This is a genomic window from Pseudomonas sp. LBUM1657 (assembly GCF_059716075.1).
This window is the reverse complement of record NZ_CP166799.1, coordinates 1251761-1274718: the sequence shown is the minus strand read 5'-3', so window position 1 is coordinate 1274718 and position 22958 is coordinate 1251761. Positions and strand designations below refer to the sequence as shown.

Sequence of the window (22958 nt, the reverse complement as noted above, 5' to 3'; positions counted from 1 at the left end):
TTGCTCGCGAATGCGGTGTAACAATCAACATTTATGGTGACTGACACACCGCATTCGCGAGCAAGCCCGCTCCCACATTTAGTCCGCGCCCAAATTCATGTTTACCGGAGTTTTCCATGACGGCCCACGCCGACCTTTCGCCGACCCTTCAACTCGCCATCGACCTGATCCGCCGTCCGTCCGTGACGCCGGTCGACGCCGATTGCCAGAAGCAGATGATGCAGCGCCTGGGCGATGCCGGTTTTGCGCTTGAACCGATGCGCATCGAAGATGTGGATAACTTCTGGGCCACCCACGGCAAACACGACGGCCCGGTGCTGTGCTTCGCCGGCCACACCGACGTGGTGCCAACCGGCCCGGTAACCGCCTGGCAGATCGATCCGTTCAATGCGCTGATCGATGAACACGGCATGCTCTGCGGTCGCGGCGCCGCGGACATGAAAGGCAGCCTCGCCTCCATGACTGTGGCAGCCGAGCGCTTCGTCGCCGACTACCCGGACCACAAGGGCAAGGTCGCTTTCTTGATCACCAGCGACGAAGAAGGCCCGGCGCATCACGGCACCAAAGCGGTAGTCGAACGCCTCGCAGCCCGTAAAGAGCGTCTGGACTGGTGCATCGTTGGCGAACCATCGAGCACCACCCTGGTGGGTGACGTGGTCAAGAACGGTCGTCGCGGTTCCCTTGGCGCCAAGCTGACCGTGCGCGGAGTGCAAGGTCATGTGGCCTATCCGCACCTGGCTAAGAACCCGATCCACCTCGCCGCCCCGGCCCTGGCCGAACTGGCCGCCGAGCATTGGGACCACGGCAACGATTTCTTCCCGCCGACCAGCTTCCAGATCTCCAACGTCAATTCCGGCACCGGCGCGACCAACGTGATCCCGGGTGACCTGGTGGCGGTGTTCAACTTCCGCTTCTCCACCGAGTCCACCGTCGAAGGCCTGCAAAAGCGTGTCGCCGATATCCTCGACAAGCATGGCCTGGACTGGCACATCGACTGGGCGCTGTCCGGCTTGCCGTTCCTCACCGAACCGGGCGCGCTGCTGGATGCCGTCGCGTCGAGCATCAAGGACGTGACCGGCCGCGAGACCAAAGCCTCCACCAGCGGTGGCACCTCCGACGGGCGCTTCATTGCAACCATGGGCACTCAAGTGGTTGAACTGGGCCCGGTCAACGCGACCATCCACCAGGTCAACGAGCGCGTACTGGCGGCAGACCTCGATGTGCTGACCGAAATCTACTACCAGACCCTGATCAAGTTGCTCGCCTGATGCTGGCCTGCCCGATCTGCAGCGAGCCGCTGAACGCGGTGGACAACGGCGTGGCCTGCCCCGCCGGGCATCGTTTCGACCGCGCGCGGCAGGGCTACCTGAACCTGCTGCCGGTGCAGCACAAGAACAGCCGCGACCCTGGGGATAACCTGGCGATGGTCGAAGCCCGGCGCGACTTCTTGAACGCCGGCCATTACGCACCGGTGGCCAAGCGCCTGGCGGAACTGGCGGCTGAATATCAGCCCCAGCGCTGGCTGGACATCGGTTGTGGCGAGGGTTACTACACCGCGCAAATCGCCGAGGCCTTGCCGAACGCTGACGGTTACGCACTGGATATTTCCCGGGAAGCGGTCAAGCGCGCCTGCAAACGCAACCCGCAACTGACCTGGTTGATCGCCAGCATGGCGCGGGTGCCGTTGGCCTCAGGCAGTTGCCAGTTTCTCGCCAGCGTATTCAGCCCGCTGGACTGGGAAGAAGCCAAACGCCTGCTCAGCCCCGGCGGCGGCCTGATGAAAGTCGGACCGACCAGCGGCCATCTGATGGAACTGCGCGAGCGTCTGTACGACGAAGTGCGTGAATACACCGACGATAAGCATCTGGCACTGGTGCCGGATGGCATGGCGTTGCAGCACAGCGAAACCCTGGAATTCAAACTGATGCTGGCCAGTGGTCAGGACCGTGCGAACCTGTTGGCCATGACACCCCACGGCTGGCGCGCCAGTGCCGAACGCCGGGCAGCGGTCATCGAACAGGCCGAGCCGTTCGAGGTCACCGTCTCGATGCGCTACGATTATTTCGTTCTTCAGTAATTATTAATTTTTTGGTCTCGAGCAAACGGCTTGAGGCCGGCTAAATCCGCGAATGGATTTTTCAGACCCGCAGTGAGGACATCCATGCGCCAACCCGATATCGAGATTTACCTGAAAGACGCCGACGTCGACTACAAGGCCATTGCGGCCTGGCTCGGCACAGCGTTGGGCCCGTGCACCGACTGGGTTCAGAAAGGTCAGACCTACAAGTGCAAGGCCGGTAACGTGCCGGTCACCTGGCTGCCAAAAGCCGTCGGCAAATGGAACAGTCTGTTCCTCGACAGCGACCAAACCCCGTGGGAAGACGACATCGCCTGCGCCCGTGCTGCGTTTGCCGCGCTGAACGTCGAAGTGCGTTGTGCACCGGGCAGCTGGGTCGAGGAAGAAGGTGAAGAGTCAGCGGATCGCTGGATGCGCATCAGCGCCGATGGTGAAGAAGAGATCACCTGGAAAACTGCTCAACAATAGAGCGACGCCGATCAAATGTGGGAGCGGGCTTGCTCGCGAAGGCGGTGTGTCAGTCGATATCAACGTTGACTGACACACCGCCTTCGCGAGCAAGCCCGCTCCCACATTGGTTTTGTGTGATCTGAAAGATCGGGTTTACAGCCCCACCACATCCTCAGCCTGCAAACCCTTCTCGCCAGTCACCACCGCATATTCAACCTGCTGGCCTTCGGCCAACGAACGATGGCCTTCGCCTCGGATCGCGCGGTAATGCACGAACACGTCCACCCCGTCTTCGCGCTGAATAAAGCCATAACCCTTGGCGTCGTTGAACCACTTCACATTGCCGGTTTCGCGCGTAGCCATGTCTCGTTACCCCCTTCTTTTTATTTTGAGCGGTCGAGTATATGACAGGCGCCAAAACTCTCAACTCACTTTACTTAGCCGCTTTTTTGCCGATTTTCGATGAATACGGCACACTATCGGCCGCCCGAGCATTTGCTCGGTTTTACTTACTCACGCAGAAGCCGTATGACCCGTTCTCCGCTCCGCCGTCTTGTGTTTGGCACCCTGCGCCGACTGTTGTACCTCTGGGTTCGCTCGGAGACGATCAACCAGTCGTCGTTCACCCTCAACCTCGATCGCAGTCGTCCGGTGTTCTACGTCCTGCAAAGCCCTTCGCTGACTGACCTGGCCGTGGTCGACGCCGAATGCAGCAAGGCCGGCCTGCCCCGCCCGGTTTTGCCGGTATCGGTGGGTAACCTGCTCGAACCTGCCGCGTTCTTCTACCTGACACCAGAGCCCGACTGGCTCGGCCGCCAGGACAAACGCGGTGCCCCGCCGACCCTGACCCGCCTGGTCAACGCCCTGAGCCAGAATGCCGCCGAGGACGCGCAGATCATCCCGGTCAGCGTGTTCTGGGGTCAGTCGCCGGACAGCGAGTCGAGCCCGTGGAAACTGTTGTTCGCCGATAGCTGGGCGGTCACCGGGCGTCTGCGCCGGTTGCTCAGCATCATTGTGTTGGGACGCAAGACCCGCGTGCAGTTCTCCGCGCCGATTCACCTGCGCGAACTGATCGACCACGACAAGGGCCACGAGCGCACCGTGCGCATGGCCCAGCGGATTTTGCGGGTGCATTTTCGCAACCTGAAAGCCGCCGTCATCGGCCCGGACATTTCCCACCGCCGCAACCTGGTCAAAGGCCTGCTCAATCAGCCACTGGTCAAGCAAGCGATCCTCGACGAAGCCGAGCGCGAGAACATCTCGCCGGAGAAAGCCAAGGCCCAGGCCCTGCGCTACGGCAATGAGATCGCCTCGGATTACACCTACACCGCGATCCGCTTTCTGGAAGTGGTGCTGAGCTGGTTCTGGAACAAGATCTACGACGGCATCAAGGTCAATCACATCGAAGGCGTGCAGAAAGTCGCCCAGGGTCACGAAGTGATCTACGTGCCCTGCCATCGCAGCCATATCGACTATTTGCTGCTCTCGTATCTGCTGTTCCGCAACGGCCTGACCCCGCCGCACATTGCCGCCGGGATCAACCTCAATATGCCGGTGATCGGCAGCTTGTTGCGCCGGGGCGGTGCGTTCTTCATGCGCCGCACCTTCAAGGGCAACCCGCTGTACACCTCGGTGTTCAACGAATATCTGCACACGCTGTTCACCAAGGGCTTCCCGGTCGAATACTTTGTCGAGGGTGGCCGGTCACGCACCGGGCGCATGCTGCAACCGAAGACCGGGATGCTGGCGATCACCCTGCGCAGTTTCTTGCGTTCGTCACGGATGCCGATTGTATTCGTGCCGGTGTACATCGGTTATGAGCGCGTTCTGGAAGGTCGGACTTACCTCGGCGAATTGCGTGGCGCGAGCAAGAAGAAAGAATCGATCTTCGATATTTTCAAAGTCATCGGTGCGCTCAAGCAGCGCTTCGGTCAGGTAGCGGTGAACTTCGGCGAGCCGATCAAGCTGGCGGAGTTCCTCGACAGTGAACAGCCCGACTGGCGCCAACAGGAGCTCGGTCCGCAGTTCAAACCGGCCTGGCTCAACGAAACCACCAACCGCCTCGGCGAGAAAGTCGCACAGCACCTGAACGAGGCGGCGGCGATCAACCCGGTCAATCTGGTGGCCCTGGCGTTGTTGTCCACCAGCCGCCTGGCCCTGGACGATCGCGCCATGGCGCGGGTGCTCGACCTTTATCTGGCGCTGCTGCGCAAGGTGCCGTATTCGCCGCACACCACGTTGCCGGACGGTGATGGCCGGGCGTTGATCGAACATGTGAAGGACATGGATCTGCTGTCCGAACAGAGTGACGCTTTGGGCAAGATTCTGTATCTGGACGAGCAGAACGCCGTCCTGATGACTTACTACCGCAACAACGTGCTGCACATCTTCGCGTTGCCCGCGCTGCTGGCGAGTTTCTTCCAGAGCGCGTCGCGCATGAGCCGCGAACAGATCCTGCGCTACACCCGCGCGCTGTACCCGTACCTGCAATCGGAGCTGTTCATTCGCTGGACGCTGGACGAGCTGGATGCAGTGATCGATCAATGGCTTGAAGCGTTCGTCGAGCAAGGCCTGCTGCGTTTCGAGAATGACGTTTACCTGCGTCCGGCGCCAAGCTCGCGGCATTTCGTGTTGCTGACGCTGCTGTCGAAAAGCATCGCCCAGACCTTGCAACGCTTCTATATGACCGTGTCCCTGCTGCTCAACAGCGGTCAGAACAGCATCAGCGCCGAAGAACTGGAAGACTTGTGCACGGTCATGGCCCAGCGCCTGTCGATCCTCCATGGTCTGAACGCCCCGGAATTCTTCGACAAAAGCCTGTTCCGCCACTTCATCCAGACGATGCTCGACCTCGACGTGCTCAAGCGCGATGAAGCGGGCAAGCTGGGCTATCACGAATTGCTCGGCGAACTGGCCGAAGGCGCGGCAAAACGGGTATTACCGGCGGAAATTCGCTTGTCGATTCGTCAAGTGGCGCTACATCGCAGTGAAGATGCGGCGGATCAGGTGTGATCAACTTCGCTTGAAACTTCCGGATAACGACTATAGGAACAAGGATGTTCTTTTAGTTGCTCAGTTATGAATTAATAGAGTTCTAATTCCAGCCAATCACGATAAGGATATCGCGATGAACTCATCAACAGGCACTGACCAATACATCACACTCACCTTTAGTTTACCGGAGGACTTTCTCCCACCCAGCGATGGTGAAGGTGAAACGCGCATCAGTGTTCAAACCGCAAATACTGCTTCCCCGATCAATATAGTGCAATCGCGTCTTCCGGTACTAAACAGCGGCCGCTGGAGTTTTTCATTCCCGCACAACTACGTCGACATCAGCGTCAAATACCTTATCAAGGTCAACATGACCCACAACGGCATTCCACTGCTGATAGACCTGGATTATTTCGTCGTTGTACATCGTGCGCCGCACCGACAAACCCTGCACTTGAGCCCGATTGGTCGTCTTTACATCGAAGCGCAAGAGCCTCGCATCGTTGAGCCCGAGCACGCCGTGACGCTCATCGCACACGAGCACGAAGATACGAGCGGGCCAGTGACGCAAATTCATGTCAGCGAAAAAATGGCTGAGGCATTTTATCTGGAGTACGACCCGGAGACTGTCATTCCAGGAAAGCGCTATACCCTGACGGCCAATGAAAACAAATATCGCAACTCAATCGAGGTCTACCCGCGATCTGTTGTATTGAAGCCACTTCCAACGCTCTAAAGTTTTTACTTGCAGCTTCTTGAAAAACTTTCAACTCAGCCTGGCGAGCATTCTCTGTTTTCCAGACTGACGTCCGACCAAAAATCCGCTAAATTCCCTTGGGCGTCAGGCTTCTTCTGGCGCCCAAGTCTTAGAGGCCCCGATGAAAAAAATCACACTACTCGCCGCCGTGGCACTCCTGGCGGGTTGCCAGACTCTGTCCTCGCCAGCGAAAACCTCCCTCGACGGTGAAGTGTTCTACTTGCAGCGCATCGCCCTGCCACCGACCGCCACCTTGAGCGTCAGCTTGCAGGACGTGTCCCTGGCCGACGCGCCCGCCGTGGTCCTCGACGAACAGAAAGGCCCGGTCAAAGGCCAGGTGCCGCTGCCGTTTCATCTGAGTTACGATCCGGCCCAGGTCAAACCCGGCCATCGCTATTCGGTCAGCGCAAGGATCGAAGTGGACGGCAAGCTGATGTTCATCACCACCGAACATCACGCCGTGCAGCTGGATGGCAAAGATCCGCAGCCACTGAAAATCCGCGTCGACGCCGCCCGCTAATTTCCTCTTTCAAACAAGGAAGCCACCATGCTTCGCCCTACCCTTCGCTTCGCCGGCCTGTGCGCAGGTTTGATGATTTCTGCCAGCGCCCTGGCCCTGTCCCTCAGTGACCTGTCGCAAAAAGACGCCACCGGCGGCCTCAAGGACGCCCTGACCCAAGGCGCGCAACTGGCCGTGAAACAACTCGGCACACCGGGCGGTTTCAGCAACAACCCGGAGGTAAAAATCGAACTGCCGGGCAAGTTGGGCAAAGTCGCCAGCAAGATGAAAGCCTTCGGCATGGGCGCCCAGGTTGATCAACTGGAAACCAGCATGAACAAAGCGGCAGAAACCGCCGTGACGCAGGCCCAGCCGATCCTGGTGGATGCCGTGAAGAAAATGAGCGTGGAGGATGCCAAGGGGATTCTCAGCGGTGGCAATGACTCGGCCACTCAGTACCTGAACAAAACCAGTCGCGAACAGATCCGCGCCAAGTTCCTGCCGATCGTCAAGCAAGCCACCGACCAGGTTGGCCTGGCCAAGCAGTACAACTCGTTCGCCGGTCAGGCGGCGACGCTGGGCGTCGTGGATGCGAAAAGTGCCAATATCGAAAGCTACGTCACCGAGCAGGCGTTGAACGGATTGTTCGAGATGATTGGCAAGCAGGAAGAAACCATTCGCCAGAATCCAGCCGCTGCGGCGACCAGCCTGGCCAAGAAAGTGTTCGGTACTCTTTAAATTTCAATACGCTCCCAGCGATAGCGCAACTCATCGAAAGGCAGATAGCGCCCTTGATCGTCCAGAGGCTTGAGCAACGCGAGGTAGCCCGAGAGACGTTCCTTGTGGGGGGATTTGCCGAGCAGGTCAAAAACCGGGTCAGACTTGCCCTTCGGCGTGGGTGGCTTTTTCATTGGCGCTGGTTCAAAAATCTCGTGAACAGGGTCTTGAGTACAGCATTCAGCGTCCCCTGACTCAATATCGGAAGGTTCTGAAACAGACGTAGGAACCGCCGCTGGCTGCAATCTTTTGATCTTGAATCTGAAGATCAAAAATTGCAGCCTGCGACGGCGCCTGCAGGGTCAGGCTGGCTCCTTCTTGATCCTGAACCACGCTGCATACAGCGCCGGCAGGAACAACAACGTCAGGGCCGTCGCGACGATCAACCCACCCATGATCGCCACCGCCATCGGCCCGAAGAACACACTGCGTGACAGCGGGATCATCGCCAGCACCGCGGCGAGTGCCGTCAGCACAATCGGGCGGAAACGCCGGACCGTCGCCTCGATGATCGCTTGCCACGGTTTGAGCCCGGCGGCGATGTCCTGCTCAATCTGGTCGACCAGAATCACCGAGTTGCGCATGATCATCCCGGACAGGGCGATGGTCCCGAGCATGGCGACGAAGCCGAACGGTTGACGGAACACCATCAGGAACAACGTCACCCCGATCAACCCCAAAGGCGCGGTCAGAAATACCATCACAGTGCGTGAGAAACTACGCAGTTGCAGCATCAGTAAAGTCAACACGACCACAATGAACAGCGGTACGCCAGCCTTCACCGAATTCTGCCCGCGGGCCGAATCTTCCACGGTGCCACCGACGTCCAGCAAGTACCCGTCCGGCAGTTCGGCGCGAATCGGATCGAGGGTCGGCATGATCTGTTGCACCAGGGTCGCCGGTTGTTCCTTGCCATAGATATCGGCGCGGACGGTCACGTTGGGCAAGCGGTTACGGTGCCAAATGATGCCTTCTTCGAAGCCATACTCCAGCGTCGCAATCTGTGACAACGCCACGCTGCGACCGTTATCGGTCGGGACCGCCAGACTCGGCAGCAACGACAGCTGGGTGCGCTCGTGCAACGTGCCGCGCAGGAGGATCTCGATCAATTCGTTGTCTTCACGGTACTGGCTGACGCTGGAACCGGTCAGCGAGCTTTGCAGAAACCGCGACAGGTTCGCCGTGCTCACGCCCAGCGCCCGCGCGCGGTCCTGATCGACGTTCAAGTACACGACTTTGCTGGGTTCTTCCCAATCCAGATGGACATTGGCCACATGGGGATTTTCACGAACCTTGACCGCCACTTTGCGCGCCAGTGCACGGACTTCCTCAATGTGTTCACCGGTGATACGGAACTGCACTGGATAACCAACCGGCGGGCCGTTTTCCAGACGTGTAACCCGCGAGCGCAGGGCCGGGAACTGTTCGTTGAGGGTTTCGATCAGCCAGGTCCGCAGGGGTTCGCGATCCTCGATGGTCTTGGCCAGGACGACAAACTGCGCAAAGCTCGCCGCAGGAAGTTGCTGATCCAGCGGTAGGTAAAAACGCGGCGACCCGGTACCGACGTAGGCCACGTAGTTGTCGATTCCGGCGTGATCCTTGAGCAATGCTTCGAGGCGCTTGACCTCTTCGGCGGTGTTGCTCAGAGACGCGCCTTCGGCCAGTTTCAGGTCGACCATCAGTTCCAGTCGACCCGATGCCGGGAAGAACTGCTGCGGCACAAAGCGGAACAACACGATGGAGGCAACAAACAAAACCACCGTCAATACGATCACGGTCTTGCGCCACCGCACGCACCATTCCACCAATCGTCTGACGCGCTGATAGAACGGCGTGCCGTACGGATCAGGCTGGCCATGGCCAGTGCCGTGTTTGGCTGCATGAATCTTCGCCAGATCCGGCAGGAGTTTTTCCCCGAGATAAGGCACAAAGACCACGGCGGCAATCCAGGATGCCACCAACGCGATGGTCACTACCTGGAAGATCGAGCGGGTGTATTCGCCTGTTCCTGATTGCGCCGTGGCAATCGGCAGGAAGCCGGCCGCGGTGATCAGCGTACCGGTGAGCATCGGGAACGCGGTGCTGGTCCAGGCATAACTGGCGGCTTTGATCCGATCGAAACCCTGCTCCATTTTGATCGCCATCATTTCCACGGCGATGATCGCGTCGTCTACCAGCAAGCCCAGCGCCAGGACCAGTGCGCCAAGGGAAATCTTGTGCAGGCCGATGCCGAGGTAATACATGCAGGCGAAGGTCATCGCCAGCACCAGCGGAATCGCCAGGGCGACCACCATGCCAGTGCGCACGCCGAGGGAGAAGAAACTCACCAACAGGACGATGGCCAGGGCTTCAACCAATACTTGAACGAACTCGCCAACGCCGGTTTTTACCGCCGCCGGCTGGTCGGATACTTTTCGCAGCTGCATGCCGGCCGGGAGGTTTTTCTGGATTCTGGCGAATTCGACTTCCAGCGCCTTGCCCAGTATCAGAATGTCGCCACCGTCCTTCATCGCCACGGCCAGACCGATCGCGTCTTCAGCCATGAAGCGCATGCGCGGTGCTGGCGGATCGTTGAAACCACGACGCACGTTCGCCACATCGGAGATGCGGAACGTGCGATCACCTACGCGGATCGGGAAGTTCTTGATCTCGTCGACCGTCTGAAAATTCCCCGATACCCGTAGCTGCAATCGCTCGCTGGTGGTTTCGAAGAACCCCGCCGTGGACACCGCGTTCTGCTCTTCAAGCGCTTGCTGCACCGCCGCCAAGGGCAGGCCGAGGGTGGCGAGCTTGACGTTGGAGAGTTCGATCCAGATCTTTTCGTCCTGCAGCCCGAGCAGGTCGACCTTGCCCACATCCTTGACCCGCTGCAGCTGGATCTGGATACGGTCGGCGTAATCCTTGAGTACCGCGTAGTCAAAACCATCGCCGGTCAGGGCGTAGATATTGCCGAACGTGGTGCCGAACTCGTCGTTGAAGAAGGGTCCCTGGACGCCCGGCGGCAGCGTGTGGCGAATGTCGTTGGTCTTCTTGCGGACCTGATACCAGAGCTCGGGAATGTCCACGGAATGCATGGAATCACGGGCAATGAACGTCACCTGGGATTCGCCGGGGCGGGAGAACGAAACGATGCGCTCGTACTCGCCGGTTTCCATCAGTTTCTTTTCAATTCGCTCGGTGACCTGACGCGACACTTCCTCCGCCGTCGCCCCCGGCCAGATGGTGCGAACCACCATGGCTTTGAAGGTGAACGGCGGGTCTTCACTTTGGCCGAGCTTGGTGTAGGAAAGAGCACCAACGACTGCAAGCAAGATCATCAGGAACAGTACGATCTGGCGATTACGCAGCGCCCATTCGGAAAGATTGAAACCCATCGGGAATTACTCCTTGTCCGCCAGATTGACCACGCGGTTGGAGCGATCCACCGGACGCACCTGCTGCCCTTCGAGAAGCACATGGACACCGGCCGCCACCACCCAGTCACTGGCGTTCAAGCCTTCGAGCACCGGCACGGTTTTCTCGCCGAACGCACCGACCCGCACCGGAGTCTTCTTCAAGGTGTTATTGGCACTGACGACCCAGACGTAGGTCGCGCCGTTCTCCGCGGTCAGTGCGGAAAGCGGTACCGAGAGCGGCACCGCTTCGGCAGTTTGAACGAACACCCGGGCACTCTGACCGAGTTCGGCGGGGACCTTGCCGGCAGTGAACGCTATGCGCGCGGCAAAGGTGCGGGATTTTGGATCGGCAGCGGGCGACAACTCACGGATGCGCCCGGCGAAACGCTGGTCGGGTTGGGTCCAGAGTTCCACCGACACCAGCTGCCCGACCTTGAAACGGCCGAAGCTTTGCTCCGGCAGACTGATCAATACTTCGCGCTCGCCATCGGTGGCGAGGGTGAACACCGTTTGCCCCGCAGCCACGACTTGCCCGACTTCCACCGACCGTTTGGCCACCACCCCGTCCTGAGGCGCGCGCAGCACGGCGTAGCTGGCTTGATTAGTCGAGACGTTGAACTCGGCCTTTATCTGCTTCAGGCGCGCTTCACCGGATCGGTAGAGGTTTTCGGAATTGTCGTACTGCGAACGGCTGACCATCTGACGGTCCATCAGGGTCTTGTAGCGATCGCGCTCGGCGCGCACCAGGCTCAGGTTAGCCTCGGCAGCGGCGACTTGGGCTCGGGTTGCTTCCAGTTGCAAGCGCACGTCCTGAGGATCGAGCTCTGCAAGCGGCTGGTCAGCCTTGACTCGCTGCCCCTCCTCGACCAGTCGTCGGCTGACTTTGCCGCCAATGCGGAACGCCAGGTCCGGCTCATAGCGCGCGCGGACTTCACCCGGATAGCTTTCCATTGCCTGGGCCGCAGGCTCTGGCTGCACCACCATGGCCGGGCGCACGGTGACTTGAGGTGCCTCTTCGTGACCACACGCAGACAATAAAAACGCCAGACTGACTGGCAATGCGAGGGGCAAGGCATAGCGGAACATGGTGAAGGACCTTTCGCTAATGGTGCTTGGAATAATTATACTGACCAGTATGTTATTAATAGCAAACTCACCAGTCCAGTATTAAAGCGAAGAATGACCAATAATCTTTCAGCACCCAATGGTCCGGGCCGTCCCAAGGATCTGGCCAAGCGCCAGGCGATCCTCGACGCGGCGAAAATCCTGTTTCTGAGTAATGGTTATGCCAACACCAGCATGGACGCGGTGGCGGCCGAGGCTGGCGTGTCGAAGCTGACGGTCTACAGCCATTTCAACGACAAGGAGACGCTGTTCTCCGCCGCCGTGATGGCCAAGTGTGAAGAGCAATTGCCTACGCTGTTTTTTGAATTGCCGGACGGCGTCGCGGTGGAAACGGTGCTGCTGAACATCGCCCACGGTTTTCATCAACTGATCAACAGCGACGAATCGGTGAACCTGCACCGGCTGATGATGACCCTGGGCAGCCAGGACCCGAAGCTCTCGCAGATTTTCTTCGAGGCCGGGCCGGAGCGCATGCTGCATGGCATGGAGCGATTGCTGACCAAGGTCGATCAGAGCGGCGCGTTGAGCATCGACAAACCGCGCAATGCGGCCGAGCACTTTTTCTGTCTGCTCAAGGGCGCGGGGAATTTCCGGTTGCTGTATGGCTGCGGCGAACCGCTGACTGGCGATGCAGCCGAGAGCCATGTGCAGGAAGTGGTGGGGTTGTTTATGCGGGCTTATCGGCCTTAGGCGGCCTGATGGATTTGTTGTGTCTGGGCCGACGCCTTCGCGAGCAAGCCCGCTCCCACATTGAACCTGTGTCGTTCACAAATTTTATGAACGCTGGAGATCAAATGTGGGAGCGGGCTTGCTCGCGAAGCAGGCGACTCGGTCTTAAGGCTTAAGCGCCTTCTTCGGATAAATGTCATACCGGCTGGATTTGCCGTCCAGCGCATGACTCGGCTTCGGCCCCGCAATGCACGGCGCCTTGCGCGGGCGCTTGACCACCACCCGGTGGCTGGCCAGCGCCAGTGCCGCTTCGAGCAGCGCCGGCGCGTCCGGATCATCGCCCACCAGCGGTCGGAACAGGCGCATTTCCTTTTTCACCAACGCGGTTTTCTCACGATGCGGGAACATCGGGTCGAGGTAGATCACCTGCGGCGGCTCCCCTTCCCAATTTTTCATCACTTCGATCGAATTGCCCTTGAGCAAACGCATCCGCGCCACGATCGGCGCCACGTCGAAATCTTCCGCACCTCGGGCCAGGCCATCCTCAAGCAAAGCGCCAATCAGTGGCTGACGTTCGATCAGGCTCATCTCGCAGCCCAGGCTGGCCAGCACGAACGCATCCTTGCCCAGTCCTGCCGTGGCATCCAGCACGCGTGGACGCACGCCTTGGGCAACTCCGACAGCCTTGGCGATCATCTGACCCGTGCCACCCCCGAACAATCGACGATGGGCCGCGCCGCCTTCGACGAAGTCCACCCGCACCGGCCCCGGCGCATCAGCACCCAGTTGTTGCAGTTGCAGACCCTGCTCGCCCACCTGCAAGGCAAACTCGCCGTCAGCCACCTGCATGGGCAAACCCAGGCGTTCGGCCCATTGCTCCGCCTGCGGCTGAAAGGTCGTGGCCAAGGCCTCGACATGAATGCGGCAGGCCGCAGGTTGCTCAATCATGGGAAAACACGCTCAAAAAATTAATGATCGGCAAAAACGGCCGATAACAAAACTATCGAGCATTTTGCCAGAGCTGAGCGTCGACCGAGAGAAATGTCAGACATTCAACCCACATTCACAGGCTTCATCTCGCCCTACGGCGACTACAGCCTGCGAAATACCCAAGCACTGAGCGGTGTCAGTCACCTCTGGCAGGATTTTTTTGCCCGGGCGCTGGCCGATCAGTCGGGCGAAGTGCTGCCGGAATCTCTCAACTTTCCACCGGCCGATCTCGACAGCCCGGTCGAACCGACGGTTGGCAGCGATCTGCTGGCGCACATCGTTTCCCAGCGCGAATGCGACGTGAAGGACAATGAAGTTCGCCCGCCCGAGCCGCTGTTCCTGCCGATTGCCGAGTTCGAAATGGACCTGGCCGACAAACCTTTCCCACCGTTCCCGACAGAAGAAATCGTCGCGCAACAGCAGCAACAGGATTTCGACAGCAGCTGGGTCCGCCCGATCGTGCTGACCGCAGGCCAACCTGTGCCAGAAGCCGGCCCGGCGCCGCAACCACGTCCGTTGCATCTGCCGATTGCCGAGTTTGAACTCCATCTGCTGGACAAGCCGTTCCCACCCTTCTCGCCCGAAGAACTAATAGAGCAACAGAAACAATTCGATTTCGACAGCGGCTGGGCTCGCCCGATCATCCTGCAGAACCTGCGCATCGCCGCATAATCCTCAGCGACACACCCACCACGGCCCGACATCCACGTGAAAATGATTGCGATGGGCGGCGTTGTAGTCCGGGCTCAACACCACACTGAACATGTCGCAGGCGCTGTCGCGAACCTGGCGTAGAAACTGCGCGTCCTGATTATCCTTCGGCCAGTCCTTGAGCACATTGATGGCGCGGCCATCAGCCAGGCGGAAACCGGCGATATCCAGTGCATTGGCGGTGGCATGTTGGCTGAGTCTGCCATTCTCGCGACCGTAGACGTTGCGACAGGCGAAACTGCCGAGATGATCGACGCGAGTCACCGCCTGGCCATAGACAGCCTGAGCCGCCGGTTGCAGGGCGTGGTGTTCGAACAGGGCAAATGACACCGCGAGGCGGCAACTGGCGAGAAAACTGCTGTTCAGGGCCACTTCGCCGCCCTGCACGCGCAAGGTGTTGGTCAATGGGCACTTCGCGTCGGGGCTATCGGCCAGAGGAGTCACGCGCAATCCTGAGCTGCTCAGGGCTTGATCACACAACTGCGGATCATCGCGCAGGCGCATCAGTTTGTAGCGAGTCAGCAGATTCGGGGCGGCCTTCACATCCAGCGGCGCCCAAGGGTTCCACTGCGCCGGCACTGAGATCCAGCCACGCCAGACACTCACCGCCGCCGTGCCGATGATCAGCACCAGCACTAGCAGCACCCTCGAAAAACCCATCGTCAGCCTTTGAACAATTGATTGGCCTGCTGGTACGGCATGGACCGCGACGTGAATCCGAATGTGCCGGACTTCTGGATTTCCTCGGCAGCGCGGAAGAACTCGCCATACGCCGCCAGGGCAAGCGCTGAACCGACGCTGATCCGTTTGACGCCCATCTCGCTCAGTTGCTCGACCGTCAACTTCAAGCCGCCTGACATCAGGATATTGACCGGCTTGGGCGCTACTGCGCGCACCACTGCCAATACATCTTCGGCGTTGCGCAGAGCCGGCGCGTAAAGCACATCGGCACCGGCCTCGGCGAACGCCTGCAAGCGGCGAATCGTGTCGTCCAGATCAGGATTGCCATGCAGGAAGTTCTCGGCTCGAGCCGTCAACGTGAAGGGGAAAGGCAAACTGCGGGCTGCCGCAACGGCAGCTTCGATGCGCGCCACGGCGTGTTCGAAGCAGTAGATCGGGCTGTCTTTGCGCCCCGTGGCATCTTCGATCGAACCGCCGACCGCGCCGGCTTCGGCTGCCCGCAAGATGCTTTGGGCGCATTCGGCAGGATCGTCGGCAAAGCCGTTTTCCAGATCGACCGCGACCGGCAGGTCGGTGGCCGCGACAATCGCCCGAACGTTTGCCAAGGTCTCATTCAGCGTCAATCCGCCATCGGGACGGCCTTGTGAAAAGGCATAACCGGCACTGGTGGTCGCCAGCGCCCCGAAGCCCAGGCTGGCGAGCATTTTCGCCGAGCCAGCATCCCAGGGGTTAGGAATGACAAAAGCGCCGTCGCGTTCATGCAGGGCTTTGAACGCTTGGGCTCGTTGGGTTTGCGCATCCATTGGCAGGCTCCTGAAAAGGGCAACGAAGCCGCTTCAGAGCAAACCAAGTTGCTCGGCGGCGGGCTCTCTGTATAGCTCAGGCAGCGGCGGCAGGCCAGGCAAACGCAGCATCAGTTTTGCGTGAAACCGTTGCGCCAGTCTGGCGGCCAGCAGGTTGTCAGCGGTATGCAGGAAGATGTAAGGCGTTCGGCCTTCTTCGATCCACAGGGCGATTTTCTCCACCCATGGCACCAGGAACGGGTCGTTGGCCTCCAGTTGCGGATGGCCGATGAAGCGCACCTGCGGAAACTGGGTGAACGCCGCGGGACGGGGCGGAACCTTAGGCTTTTTCGATTGGGCGTGGAGTACCGAGGGATCGGTCGAGGTACAGCTGAACAAGGCGCGCGGGTCAAGACAGATGCGTTCGACACCGCGATCCAGCAGCAGACGATTGAGCCTGCGCTCGCTGTCACCTTTGGCGAAGAACTCGCTGTGGCGCACTTCTACTGCCAGCGGTCGCTCCAGGGCATCGATGAAACCCGCCAGTTCGGGCAGTCGTTGCGGCGTGAAGCCTTTCGATAACTGCAGCCACAGCGGCGAAACCCGTTCGCCAAGGGGGCTGAGCAATTGCAGGAAGGTTTCAGCGGCGGTCAGTTGTTCGCGCAGGTCCCCGCTGTGGCTGATGTCGCCGGGGAACTTGGCGGTGAAGCGAAAGTGTTCGGGCATCGTCTCGGCCCAGCGCTGCACGGTGGCGGCAGACGGGCTCGCGTAGAAGGTCGTATTGCCTTCCACGGCGTTGAACACTTGGGAATACAGATTCAGGAATTCGGCGGGTTTGGCGTCTTGCGGATACAGGTACTCGCGCCAGGCATTTTCACTCCAGGACGGGCAACCAAGGTAGTAAGGCAACAGCATCAGATGTACAGGTCGAGACCCAGCACATCCGCATCCCAATCGACAAAACCGGCGGTGCTCAGGTAGCTGGCCAAGGCCATCGCTACGCTTTTTTTCATGGCGCGGTGGTAAATCATGTCTTGTTGACGGGCGGGGAGATTGCTCAAGCGTTGCGCGGAGGCTTTGGCGGCGCGGGCGGCCAGTTGCTCTTCGGAGGGAAATTCCAGCTCGCCGTCGATATCGACGGATTCGTCCTCAACCACACGGCCTTTGCGAGGCTGGCGCTTGATGGGGTAGGACTGAGAGGAAAGGCCGTCTATGCGCATAAGTACATGCTCGGTATCAGTGATGGCAGTTTAGTGGCGCATGGTCCACTTCGCAAACCGCCGAGTGATAACTAGAACACAGAAAGGCGAAAAGGTTTAAAAGCCGGGGTTAAAACTGACGATTGGCTATATCTGTTAGATCGTTTTCGCGGGTAAGCCTCGCTCCTACAGGTTTTGCGCAATGCCTGTGGGAGCTTAAGGCGACTCGTACTACGGTTTAACGCGCTTTCGGCGTCGCCACTTTATCGCGCAAATAAACCGGCTGCGCCTCATCCGCCACGATCGCTTCGCCACGGGCCCAGGCAAAACGCGCCAGGGTCAGCAGGTCTTCGGCGTGAGGCAACATCCCCGCGTCCTGACCGGTCAAGCTGACGGCGATGCGTTCGGCATAGCCCCAACCGGTGCCCGCGCCGAACCACTCGCCGCTGGCATCGGCCGGCAATGCAGCCGACTCCGGTGGCAACACGGCTTCTTTGCCGACCAGCCGCATCTCCCCCGCCGTTTCGCGGTAGCAACCCCAGTACACCTCATCCATCCGTGCGTCGATGGCGGCCGCGACCTGGCTTGCGCCGTGTTCGCGAAATGCCCGCTGCGCCAGCACGGCCAGGTTCGACACCGGCAACACCGGACGATCCAGTGCAAACGCCAGCCCCTGCACCACGCCGATGGCAATCCGCACGCCGGTGAACGCACCCGGCCCACGGCCGAACGCGATGGCATCCACCGCTTGCAGGGTGGTCCCGGCATCCGCCAGCAATTGCTGGATCATCGGCAGCAGCTTCTGCGCATGCAGGCGCGGGATCACCTCGTAATGGCTCGTGACTTTGCCGTCATGCAGCAAGGCAACGGAGCAAGCTTCAGTCGCGGTGTCCAGGGCCAGCAAGGTACTCATCGATGTTTCCGTAAGAGAGGGTCATAAAAAGTGCGCCAGTATAAACAACTACGGCCCGCAAGCGGGCCGTAGAAGATGAAGCCGATCAGTCTTTTCAGCTCAGCGCTTCAAGCACCTTGCCGGTGATCGCTTCAACCGAACCGACGCCAGCAATGTGGCTGTACTTCGGCTTGCCGTCAGTAGCAGCAGACAGCTTCTGGTAGAACTCCACCAGTGGCTTGGTCTGCGAATGGTAGACCGACAGGCGATGACGAACGGTTTCTTCGGTATCGTCCTTGCGCTGTACCAGTGCATCACCGGTGATGTCGTCTTTACCGGCGATTTTCGGTGGGTTGTAGACGGTGTGGTACACACGGCCGCTGGCTTCGTGAACACGACGACCGGCGATACGCTGCACGATTTCTTCGTCGTCGACAGCGATTTCAACCACGTGATCCAGCTCTACGCCGGCTTTCACCAGGGCTTCAGCCTGAGGAATGGTGCGCGGGAAACCGTCGAACAGGAAACCGTTGGCGCAATCGGCCTGGCTGATGCGTTCCTTGACCAGATTGATAATCAGGTCATCGGAAACCAGACCACCGCTGTCCATGACGCTCTTGGCGATCAGGCCCAGCTCGGTGCCGGCCTTGACCGCTGCACGCAGCATGTCGCCGGTGGAGATTTGCGGGATGCCGAACTTTTCGGTGATGAACTTAGCCTGAGTACCTTTACCGGCCCCGGGAGCTCCCAGCAGAATGACGCGCATCGATGTGCTCCTCAATTTTTTATATAGATAACAAAGGATTCGCCTCGTGGGGCCAATCTTAAAAACAGGGTCGTGACCGCCCAAACGGTCAAAGGCTGATCAAGATACACAGCAGGCCCGGACCACACAAGCCGCCGAAAGTCGGAGAAACCCGCGCTTCATGTGACCTTGTGACGGGGTACCCCAAGTCGCAACCCCATCATTAACTGTCGCCTGGCAGCACTTTTTAGCCCCCTCGCCCACAGGCACTCGACGCTCGCATCGAGTGCCCATCCCCACGGCAAAAACCTTAGCCGGTATTTCGCAAACCGGCGGCAATCCCCGCCACAGACACCAGCAGCGCCTGTTCTACCGGGCTGCCCTGTGCAACATCCTGTTGCCGCGAACGTGCCAGCAATTCGGCCTGCAATAGATGAAGAGGGTCGAGGTAAGTGTTGCGCAAGCGGATGAATTCAAGGGTGGCAGGGCTATGTGCCAGTAGTTGAGACTGACCAGTCAGCCCCAGGACCACCGCGCACGCCTGCGACAATAGGTCGCGTAAATGCGCCCCCAAAGGAAGCAGATCCGGCTCGACCAGACGTTCGTCGTAGGACCGGGCGATATCGGCGTCGGCCTTGGCCAGGACCATTTCCAGCATATCGATGCGCGTGCGGAAAAACGGCCACTGTTCGCGCATCTGCCCCAGCAGCTCGCCTTCGCCGCGCTCCAGCGCCTTGCTCAGGGCCGCTTCCCAGCCAAGCCAGGCCGGCAGCATCAGGCGCGTCTGAGTCCAACCGAAGATCCACGGAATCGCCCGCAGGCTTTCGATCCCACCGGCACGGCGTTTGGCCGGTCGACTGCCCAGTGGCAAGCGTCCCAACTCCTGTTCCGGGGTGGACTGGCGGAAATACTCGACGAATTGCGGATTTTCCCGCACTACGGCGCGGTAAGCGCTGACACCATCTGCCGCCAATTCGTCCATCAAATGCCGCCACGCAGGCTCCGGTGGTGGCGGTGGCAGCAGCGTCGCTTCGAGCACCGCCGCCAGGTACAGATTGAGATTCTGCTCGGCGATGTCCGGTAGGCCGAATTTGAAACGAATCATTTCCCCCTGCTCGGTGGTACGGAAACGTCCCGCCACCGAACCCGGCGGCTGCGACAGGATCGCCGCGTGCGCCGGGCCGCCGCCACGGCCCACGGTGCCACCTCGACCGTGGAATAACAGCAGTTCCACTTGCTGCTCGCGACAGATATCGACCAAGCGTTCCTGCGCCCGATACTGCGCCCAGGCCGCCGCCGTGGTGCCGGCGTCCTTGGCCGAGTCGGAATAGCCGATCATCACTTCCTGCGGCCCTTGCAGGCGTGCGCGATAACCCGGCAGCAGCAACAGTTTTTCGATCACCGGACCGGCGTTGTCCAGGTCAGCGAGGGTTTCGAACAGCGGCACCACGCGCATCGGCCGCAACACGCCGGACTCTTTGAGCAACAATTGCACGGCCAGCACGTCGGAAGCGGCACCGGCCATGGAAATCACATACGAACCGAGTGAAGCCCCCGGTGCAGCGGCGATTTCCCGGCAGGTCGCCAGCACTTCGGCGGTGTCGGCTGAGGGCTTGAAATACGCCGGCAGCAGTGGCCGACGGTTGTTCAGTTCTCGCATCAGGAAGGCGATGCGCTCTTCCTCGCTCCAGTCTTCGTAGCGGCCGAGGCCAAGGTAATCGGTGATTTCGGTCATCGCTGACGAGTGTCGCGACGAATCCTGACGCACGTCGAGACGCACCAGGAACAACCCGAACGTGACCGCCCTGCGCAGGCAATCGAGCAGCGGTCCGTCCGCGATCACGCCCATGCCGCATTCATGCAGCGAGTGGTAGCACAGCTCCAGCGGATCGAGCAGGTCGCGGTTGTTTTGCAGCACATCAGCCGGTGCCGGCGTGACCGTGGTCAAGGACGCATGGGCCCAGTTACGGGTCGCGCGCAGGCGTTCGCGCAACTGTTTGAGCACCGCGCGATAAGGTTCGGCGCTATCCCCGGCCTTGGCCCTCAACGCGTCGCTGGCCTGCTGCATCGACAATTCTGCCGCCAGATGGTCGACATCGCGCACGTACAAATCGGCGGCCATCCAGCGCGCCAGCAGCAGGACTTCACGCGTCACCGCAGCCGTCACATTCGGGTTGCCGTCGCGGTCGCCGCCCATCCACGAGGCGAAGCGAATCGGTGCCGCCTCCAGTGGCAGGTGCAGGCCGGTGGCCTCATGCAGGGCTTTATCAGCCTTGCGCAAATAGTTGGGGATCGCCTGCCACAGCGAATGTTCGATCACCGCGAAACCCCATTTGGCTTCGTCCACGGGCGTCGGGCGGGTACGGCGGATTTCTTCGGTGTGCCAGGCTTCGGCGATCAGGCGCTGCAATTTCGCCTGGATCTGCTCGCGCTCGGCGCTGGTCAGGTCGCGATGATCCTGGGCGGCCAGTTGTGCGGCGATGGCGTCGTACTTCTGGATCAGCGTGCGACGCGCCACTTCAGTCGGGTGCGCCGTCAAGACCAGTTCGATTTCCAACCGTCCCAATTGCCGGGCAAGGGACTCGGTGTCATGCCCTTCGGCGATCAGGCGAGCCAGCAGCTCCGGCAGCACCCGTGCTTCGAACGGCGCGGGTTGCGCCTCTTCGCGACGGTGAATCAGCTGGTATTGCTCGGCGATATTGGCCAGGTTCAGAAACTGGTTGAACGCCCGCGCGACCGGTAGCAACTCGTCTTCGCTCAATTGGTTGAGGCTGGCGCTCAGCTCGGCGTCCATCGAACCGCGACGGTCGGCCTTGGCGCCCTTGCGGATCTGCTCGATCTTGTCGAGAAAGCCGTCCCCGTACTGTTCACGAATGGTGTTGCCCAACAGTTCACCCAACAGGTGAACGTCCTCGCGCAAGCGTGCATCAATATCGGTCATCAGCAGTTCTCCAGCGAAAATCCGGGCGGCTAAGAACTTAAAGAGTGCCGCGCCAGACCGGTTCTTACAAGCAAGACGACGAAGGGCCGGTAAACCCCGGGCGTTGGGGCTAGTCTGAACAGTAAGCCGTACAACGGCTGCTGCCGGCTAACGCCGGACATTCACCTTTCCTGCCACGAGCAGGAGCGTAATGAGGTCACTATGAAAATCCGCGAGCTTGCCCATCATTGGGAAGAAAACGCCAAGGGTCGCCTGACCGACACCGGCTACTCGATACATCTGGATATGGAGGCCGCCGCACGGTTGGCGGCGATTGTCGAGATGTACCCCAAACGGCATCCGGAAGAACTGCTCGGAGAGCTGATCGGCGCCGCTCTAGAAGAGTTGGAAAAGAGCTTCCCGTACGTGAAAGGTACAACCATTGTGGCTACCGATGAAGAAGGTGATCCGCTGTACGAAGACATCGGCCCGACCCCACGTTTTCTGGCGTTATCCCGTCGTCATCTGCACGATCTGTCGTCCGTGGACGACAAGCAAAAACACTGATTTTCGCGCGTCTTTTCCCTTCCAAAAACAGGTATCCCCAGGCTGATCAAAAGCTGGGGATACCGCTTTGCATCGCCAAAGTTCCCGATTTAGAGCCCTGTCCGCTCGATCAAAGTTTTTTCGGGCATTGGGCCATCTTCTCTGAACTTTTGAAAAAAGCCTCGGGTCACACCCAGTAACCACGCCTGGGACGGCCGTTTCAAAACACCCCCGAAAATTTGCGGTTGCGGCTCCTTGCCCAGGATGGATTTTTAGTTTTTCAGGAGTTATTCCAATGGAGTTGAAAACCATGAAGACCCGAACTGCCAAATCCTCGTTTACCCACCTGCGCAGCCTGAAACTGGCGGCTCTGGCAATCGGCAGCAGCTTCGTTCTAGCCGGTTGTGCCGGTAACCCGCCGACCGAGCAATTCGCCGTGACCCAATCCGCCGTGAATGGCGCGGTCAGTGCCGGCGGTACCGAATTCGCCGCAGTGGAAATGAAGTCCGCCCAGGACAAGCTCAAACAAGCCGAAATCGCCATGCACGACAAAAAGTATGCCGAGGCCAAAGTGTTGGCCGAACAGGCTGAATGGGACGCTCGCGTGGCCGAGCGTAAAGCTCAGGCGATGAAAGCCGAGCAGGCTGTGAAGGACTCTCAGAAAGGGGTTCAGGAACTGCGTCAGGAAAGCCAGCGCACCGTTCAATAAACGACGCGGCACGACGTACTTCTTACTCGACTAAAAGGAC

22 protein-coding genes and 1 pseudogene are annotated in these 22958 nt (G+C 59.9%); 11 read left to right on the top strand and 12 right to left on the bottom strand.

Going from position 1 to position 22958, the window contains the following annotated elements; genetic code table 11:
* Positions 1-116 precede the first annotated feature (116 nt).
* The 3 genes from dapE (at position 117) to ACA055_RS05695 (ending at position 2545) form a co-directional block, all read left to right on the top strand.
* On the top strand, positions 117-1268 hold the full coding sequence (dapE, locus tag ACA055_RS05705) for a succinyl-diaminopimelate desuccinylase (protein WP_497682748.1): 1152 nt from the start codon (positions 117-119) through the stop codon (positions 1266-1268).
* Positions 1268-2077, top strand: coding sequence for a putative RNA methyltransferase (locus ACA055_RS05700; protein WP_497682747.1), 810 nt, complete (start codon positions 1268-1270; stop codon positions 2075-2077). The genes dapE and ACA055_RS05700 overlap by 1 nt, the downstream gene beginning before the upstream one ends.
* Positions 2078-2161: 84 nt before the next feature.
* A complete protein-coding gene (locus tag ACA055_RS05695) occupies positions 2162-2545 on the top strand; it encodes a hypothetical protein (RefSeq protein ID WP_497682746.1) in 384 nt (127 codons plus the stop codon).
* 135 nt (positions 2546-2680) lie between these two features.
* On the opposite strand, the gene ACA055_RS05690 is transcribed toward ACA055_RS05695, so the two are convergent.
* Positions 2681-2890, bottom strand: coding sequence for a cold-shock protein (locus ACA055_RS05690; RefSeq protein WP_010462862.1), 210 nt, complete (start codon positions 2888-2890; stop codon positions 2681-2683).
* Positions 2891-3055: 165 nt separating this feature from the next.
* Here ACA055_RS05690 and plsB point away from each other — a divergent pair, with 165 nt between their 5' ends.
* The 4 genes from plsB (at position 3056) to ACA055_RS05670 (ending at position 7515) form a co-directional block, all read left to right on the top strand.
* Positions 3056-5539, top strand: a complete 2484-nt coding sequence (gene plsB / locus ACA055_RS05685) for a glycerol-3-phosphate 1-O-acyltransferase PlsB (protein ID WP_497682745.1) — start codon at positions 3056-3058, stop codon at positions 5537-5539.
* 115 nt (positions 5540-5654) lie between these two features.
* Positions 5655-6257, top strand: a complete 603-nt coding sequence (locus tag ACA055_RS05680; RefSeq protein WP_497682744.1) for a hypothetical protein — start codon at positions 5655-5657, stop codon at positions 6255-6257.
* A 142-nt stretch (positions 6258-6399) separates the two neighbouring features.
* Positions 6400-6798 (top strand): YbaY family lipoprotein, encoded by a 399-nt coding sequence (locus tag ACA055_RS05675; protein ID WP_497682743.1) that lies wholly within the window; start codon positions 6400-6402, stop codon positions 6796-6798.
* Between the two features lie 27 nt (positions 6799-6825).
* Positions 6826-7515: a DUF4197 domain-containing protein gene (locus ACA055_RS05670; protein ID WP_497682742.1), complete on the top strand. Its 690-nt coding sequence runs from the start codon at positions 6826-6828 to the stop codon at positions 7513-7515.
* 14 nt (positions 7516-7529) lie between these two features.
* Here ACA055_RS05670 and ACA055_RS05665 read toward each other — a convergent pair.
* The 3 genes and pseudogenes from ACA055_RS05665 to ACA055_RS05655 all read right to left on the bottom strand — a co-directional run.
* Positions 7530-7688 (bottom strand): annotated as a pseudogene (locus ACA055_RS05665) (Fic family protein); the annotation flags it as partial.
* Between the two features lie 168 nt (positions 7689-7856).
* Entirely contained in the window at positions 7857-10928 is a 3072-nt protein-coding gene (locus tag ACA055_RS05660; RefSeq protein WP_497682741.1) for an efflux RND transporter permease subunit, read from the bottom strand.
* A gap of 6 nt (positions 10929-10934) precedes the next feature.
* Positions 10935-12035 (bottom strand): efflux RND transporter periplasmic adaptor subunit, encoded by a 1101-nt coding sequence (locus ACA055_RS05655; protein ID WP_497682740.1) that lies wholly within the window; start codon positions 12033-12035, stop codon positions 10935-10937.
* 93 nt (positions 12036-12128) lie between these two features.
* Here ACA055_RS05655 and ACA055_RS05650 point away from each other — a divergent pair, with 93 nt between their 5' ends.
* Complete coding sequence (locus ACA055_RS05650; protein WP_497682739.1) at positions 12129-12764, top strand: TetR/AcrR family transcriptional regulator; 636 nt, start codon at positions 12129-12131, stop codon at positions 12762-12764.
* A gap of 144 nt (positions 12765-12908) precedes the next feature.
* Here ACA055_RS05650 and ACA055_RS05645 read toward each other — a convergent pair whose 3' ends face one another.
* Positions 12909-13691: a class I SAM-dependent methyltransferase gene (locus ACA055_RS05645; protein WP_497682738.1), complete on the bottom strand. Its 783-nt coding sequence runs from the start codon at positions 13689-13691 to the stop codon at positions 12909-12911.
* A 93-nt stretch (positions 13692-13784) separates the two neighbouring features.
* Here ACA055_RS05645 and ACA055_RS05640 point away from each other — a divergent pair, with 93 nt between their 5' ends.
* Complete coding sequence (locus tag ACA055_RS05640) at positions 13785-14405, top strand: energy transducer TonB (RefSeq protein ID WP_497682737.1); 621 nt, start codon at positions 13785-13787, stop codon at positions 14403-14405.
* 3 nt (positions 14406-14408) lie between these two features.
* Here the strand turns inward: ACA055_RS05640 and ACA055_RS05635 are convergent, their stop codons facing one another.
* The 7 genes from ACA055_RS05635 to ppc form a co-directional block, all read right to left on the bottom strand.
* Positions 14409-15104, bottom strand: coding sequence for an extensin-like domain-containing protein (locus ACA055_RS05635; protein ID WP_497682736.1), 696 nt, complete (start codon positions 15102-15104; stop codon positions 14409-14411).
* A gap of 2 nt (positions 15105-15106) precedes the next feature.
* Complete coding sequence (locus ACA055_RS05630; protein ID WP_497682735.1) at positions 15107-15928, bottom strand: isocitrate lyase/PEP mutase family protein; 822 nt, start codon at positions 15926-15928, stop codon at positions 15107-15109.
* A gap of 33 nt (positions 15929-15961) precedes the next feature.
* Complete coding sequence (locus ACA055_RS05625; protein WP_497682734.1) at positions 15962-16822, bottom strand: DUF72 domain-containing protein; 861 nt, start codon at positions 16820-16822, stop codon at positions 15962-15964.
* Entirely contained in the window at positions 16822-17127 is a 306-nt protein-coding gene (locus ACA055_RS05620) for a hypothetical protein (RefSeq protein WP_497682733.1), read from the bottom strand. The genes ACA055_RS05625 and ACA055_RS05620 overlap by 1 nt, the downstream gene beginning before the upstream one ends.
* 217 nt (positions 17128-17344) lie before the next feature.
* On the bottom strand, positions 17345-18019 hold the full coding sequence (gene tsaB, locus ACA055_RS05615; protein ID WP_497682732.1) for a tRNA (adenosine(37)-N6)-threonylcarbamoyltransferase complex dimerization subunit type 1 TsaB: 675 nt from the start codon (positions 18017-18019) through the stop codon (positions 17345-17347).
* Positions 18020-18113: 94 nt separating this feature from the next.
* Positions 18114-18764 carry an adenylate kinase gene (gene adk, locus ACA055_RS05610; protein ID WP_497682731.1) on the bottom strand — a complete coding sequence of 217 codons (651 nt, stop codon included), beginning with the start codon at positions 18762-18764 and terminating at the stop codon, positions 18114-18116.
* A gap of 289 nt (positions 18765-19053) precedes the next feature.
* Complete coding sequence (gene ppc / locus ACA055_RS05605) at positions 19054-21684, bottom strand: phosphoenolpyruvate carboxylase (RefSeq protein ID WP_497682730.1); 2631 nt, start codon at positions 21682-21684, stop codon at positions 19054-19056.
* 201 nt (positions 21685-21885) lie between these two features.
* Here ppc and ACA055_RS05600 point away from each other — a divergent pair, with 201 nt between their 5' ends.
* The gene (locus tag ACA055_RS05600) at positions 21886-22230 is read left to right on the top strand and encodes a pilin assembly protein (protein ID WP_497682729.1); all 345 of its coding nucleotides are present in this window, start codon (positions 21886-21888) and stop codon (positions 22228-22230) included.
* Between the two features lie 274 nt (positions 22231-22504).
* Positions 22505-22918 carry a DUF4398 domain-containing protein gene (locus ACA055_RS05595; RefSeq protein WP_010462902.1) on the top strand — a complete coding sequence of 138 codons (414 nt, stop codon included), beginning with the start codon at positions 22505-22507 and terminating at the stop codon, positions 22916-22918.
* Positions 22919-22958: the final 40 nt, after the last annotated feature.

Bases quoted from the DNA above. Each gene is read 5' to 3' on its own strand.
- tsaB (WP_497682732.1), bottom strand. From the start codon at position 18,019: ATGAGTACCTTGCTGGCCCTGGACACCGCGACTGAAGCTTGCTCCGTT.
- ACA055_RS05645 (WP_497682738.1), bottom strand. From the start codon at position 13,691: ATGATTGAGCAACCTGCGGCCTGCCGCATTCATGTCGAGGCCTTGGCC.
- adk (WP_497682731.1), bottom strand. From the start codon at position 18,764: ATGCGCGTCATTCTGCTGGGAGCTCCCGGGGCCGGTAAAGGTACTCAG.
- ACA055_RS05635 (WP_497682736.1), bottom strand. From the start codon at position 15,104: ATGGGTTTTTCGAGGGTGCTGCTAGTGCTGGTGCTGATCATCGGCACG.
- ACA055_RS05630 (WP_497682735.1), bottom strand. From the start codon at position 15,928: ATGGATGCGCAAACCCAACGAGCCCAAGCGTTCAAAGCCCTGCATGAA.
- ACA055_RS05690 (WP_010462862.1), bottom strand. From the start codon at position 2,890: ATGGCTACGCGCGAAACCGGCAATGTGAAGTGGTTCAACGACGCCAAG.
- dapE (WP_497682748.1), top strand. From the start codon at position 117: ATGACGGCCCACGCCGACCTTTCGCCGACCCTTCAACTCGCCATCGAC.
- ACA055_RS05650 (WP_497682739.1), top strand. From the start codon at position 12,129: ATGACCAATAATCTTTCAGCACCCAATGGTCCGGGCCGTCCCAAGGAT.
- ACA055_RS05595 (WP_010462902.1), top strand. From the start codon at position 22,505: ATGGAGTTGAAAACCATGAAGACCCGAACTGCCAAATCCTCGTTTACC.
- ACA055_RS05700 (WP_497682747.1), top strand. From the start codon at position 1,268: ATGCTGGCCTGCCCGATCTGCAGCGAGCCGCTGAACGCGGTGGACAAC.
- ACA055_RS05640 (WP_497682737.1), top strand. From the start codon at position 13,785: ATGTCAGACATTCAACCCACATTCACAGGCTTCATCTCGCCCTACGGC.
- ACA055_RS05625 (WP_497682734.1), bottom strand. From the start codon at position 16,822: ATGCTGTTGCCTTACTACCTTGGTTGCCCGTCCTGGAGTGAAAATGCC.
- ACA055_RS05620 (WP_497682733.1), bottom strand. From the start codon at position 17,127: ATGCGCATAGACGGCCTTTCCTCTCAGTCCTACCCCATCAAGCGCCAG.
- plsB (WP_497682745.1), top strand. From the start codon at position 3,056: ATGACCCGTTCTCCGCTCCGCCGTCTTGTGTTTGGCACCCTGCGCCGA.
- ACA055_RS05680 (WP_497682744.1), top strand. From the start codon at position 5,655: ATGAACTCATCAACAGGCACTGACCAATACATCACACTCACCTTTAGT.
- ACA055_RS05600 (WP_497682729.1), top strand. From the start codon at position 21,886: ATGAAAATCCGCGAGCTTGCCCATCATTGGGAAGAAAACGCCAAGGGT.
- ACA055_RS05695 (WP_497682746.1), top strand. From the start codon at position 2,162: ATGCGCCAACCCGATATCGAGATTTACCTGAAAGACGCCGACGTCGAC.
- ACA055_RS05655 (WP_497682740.1), bottom strand. From the start codon at position 12,035: ATGTTCCGCTATGCCTTGCCCCTCGCATTGCCAGTCAGTCTGGCGTTT.
- ACA055_RS05670 (WP_497682742.1), top strand. From the start codon at position 6,826: ATGCTTCGCCCTACCCTTCGCTTCGCCGGCCTGTGCGCAGGTTTGATG.
- ACA055_RS05660 (WP_497682741.1), bottom strand. From the start codon at position 10,928: ATGGGTTTCAATCTTTCCGAATGGGCGCTGCGTAATCGCCAGATCGTA.
- ACA055_RS05675 (WP_497682743.1), top strand. From the start codon at position 6,400: ATGAAAAAAATCACACTACTCGCCGCCGTGGCACTCCTGGCGGGTTGC.
- ppc (WP_497682730.1), bottom strand. From the start codon at position 21,684: ATGACCGATATTGATGCACGCTTGCGCGAGGACGTTCACCTGTTGGGT.